Source organism: Craurococcus roseus, assembly GCF_039523795.1.
Taxonomy (GTDB): domain Bacteria; phylum Pseudomonadota; class Alphaproteobacteria; order Acetobacterales; family Acetobacteraceae; genus Craurococcus; species Craurococcus roseus.
Map to the genome: position 1 here is coordinate 1 of NZ_BAAAFZ010000042.1, position 1,352 is coordinate 1,352.

Below are 1,352 nucleotides of genomic sequence, written 5' to 3' on the forward strand. Positions count from 1 at the left end.
GCCGCCGCCGCCGTCGCCGGCGAGGACGCCGCCCCGGTGCTGGGCCAGCCCGACGCGCTCGTGGCCCTCCCGAACGTGCAGGGGCAGATGCGGGCGTCGTCGCTGAACGCGGTGGCGGAGTTGGTGGAGAAGCACCCGGGCGAGGCGCTGGCCGTGCTGCGCCGCTGGTTGACGCCGCAGGACGCGGCCGGGGGCGTGTCGTGAGCGCGGCGGCGAGGCTCACGGGTCCGCAAAAGGCGGCCGCCCTGGTGCTGGCGCTGGGCGAGGAGCAGGCCGCGGCGCTGGTCGGCAAGCTGCACGGGGACGAGGTGCGCGACCTCTCCGCCGCCATGGCGTCGCTCGGCGCCGTCCCCGCCGCCGCCGTGGAGGAGGTCTGCCGCGAGTTCGGCGAGGCGCTGGGCCGCGCCGGCCACCTTTTCGGCAGCATGGAGAGCACGGAGCGGCTGCTCCTCAAGGTCCTGCCGCGCGAGCGCGTGGACCAGATCATGGAGGAGATCCGCGGCCCGGCCGGGCGGACCATGTGGGAGAAGCTCGGCAACGTCCCCGAGGCCGTGCTGGCGAACTACCTGAAGAACGAGTACCCGCAAACGGTCGCCGTGGTGCTGTCCAAGGTGAAGCCCGGCCACGCCGCGCGGGTGCTGGCCCTCTTGCCGGAGGGCTTCGCCATGGAGGTCGTCATGCGGATGCTCCGCATGGAGGCCGTCCAGAAGGAGGCGCTGGACGGGGTGGAGCGCACCCTCCAGGCCGACTTCATGTCGAGCCTCGCGCGCTCCCAGCGGCGCGACGCGCACGAGGCGATGGCCGAGATCTTCAACAACCTCGACCGCCATGCCGAGCAGCGCCTGCTCGCCGCGCTGGAAGAGCGCGACCGCACGGACGCCGAGCGCGTCCGCGCCCTGATGTTCACCTTCGAGGACCTGCACCGGGTGGACGGCCCAGGCGTCCAGGCGCTGCTGCGCGCGGTGGAGAGGGACCGGTTGGCGCTGGCGCTGAAGGGCGCTTCCGAGGGCCTGCGCGAGCTGTTCCTCCGCAACATGACGGAACGTGCGGCCAAGCTGCTGCGCGACGACATAGCGGCGCTCGGTCCGGTCCGGCTGCGCGACGTGGACGAGGCGCAGGCGGCGATCGTGCTGCTGGCCAAAGACATGGCGGCGCAGGGCCAGCTCGCCCTTAAGGACACGCGCGAAGAGGAGATGTTGCAGTGAGCGGCGCCACGGTTCCGCACGAATGGGGCGGCGGCCTGGCGCTGCTCGCGCGCCGCCCCGCCGCGACGCCGGCGCACCGCGGCGGCGGGCTCCGGGTCGTGGATTTCGACGCGCCTCCCCCTCCGGAACCGCCGGCCGCGGCGGCCG

At 74.0% G+C, this 1,352-nt stretch carries 1 protein-coding gene and 1 pseudogene; both read left to right on the forward strand.

The features are described from left to right. Positions 1 to 204, forward strand: a pseudogene (locus ABD067_RS14185) (hypothetical protein); the annotation flags it as partial. Continuing rightward, complete coding sequence (gene fliG / locus ABD067_RS14190; protein ID WP_343895965.1) at positions 201 to 1,205, forward strand: flagellar motor switch protein FliG; 1,005 nt, start codon at positions 201 to 203, stop codon at positions 1,203 to 1,205. The pseudogene ABD067_RS14185 and the gene fliG, both read left to right, overlap by 4 nt. Positions 1,206 to 1,352 lie beyond the last annotated feature (147 nt).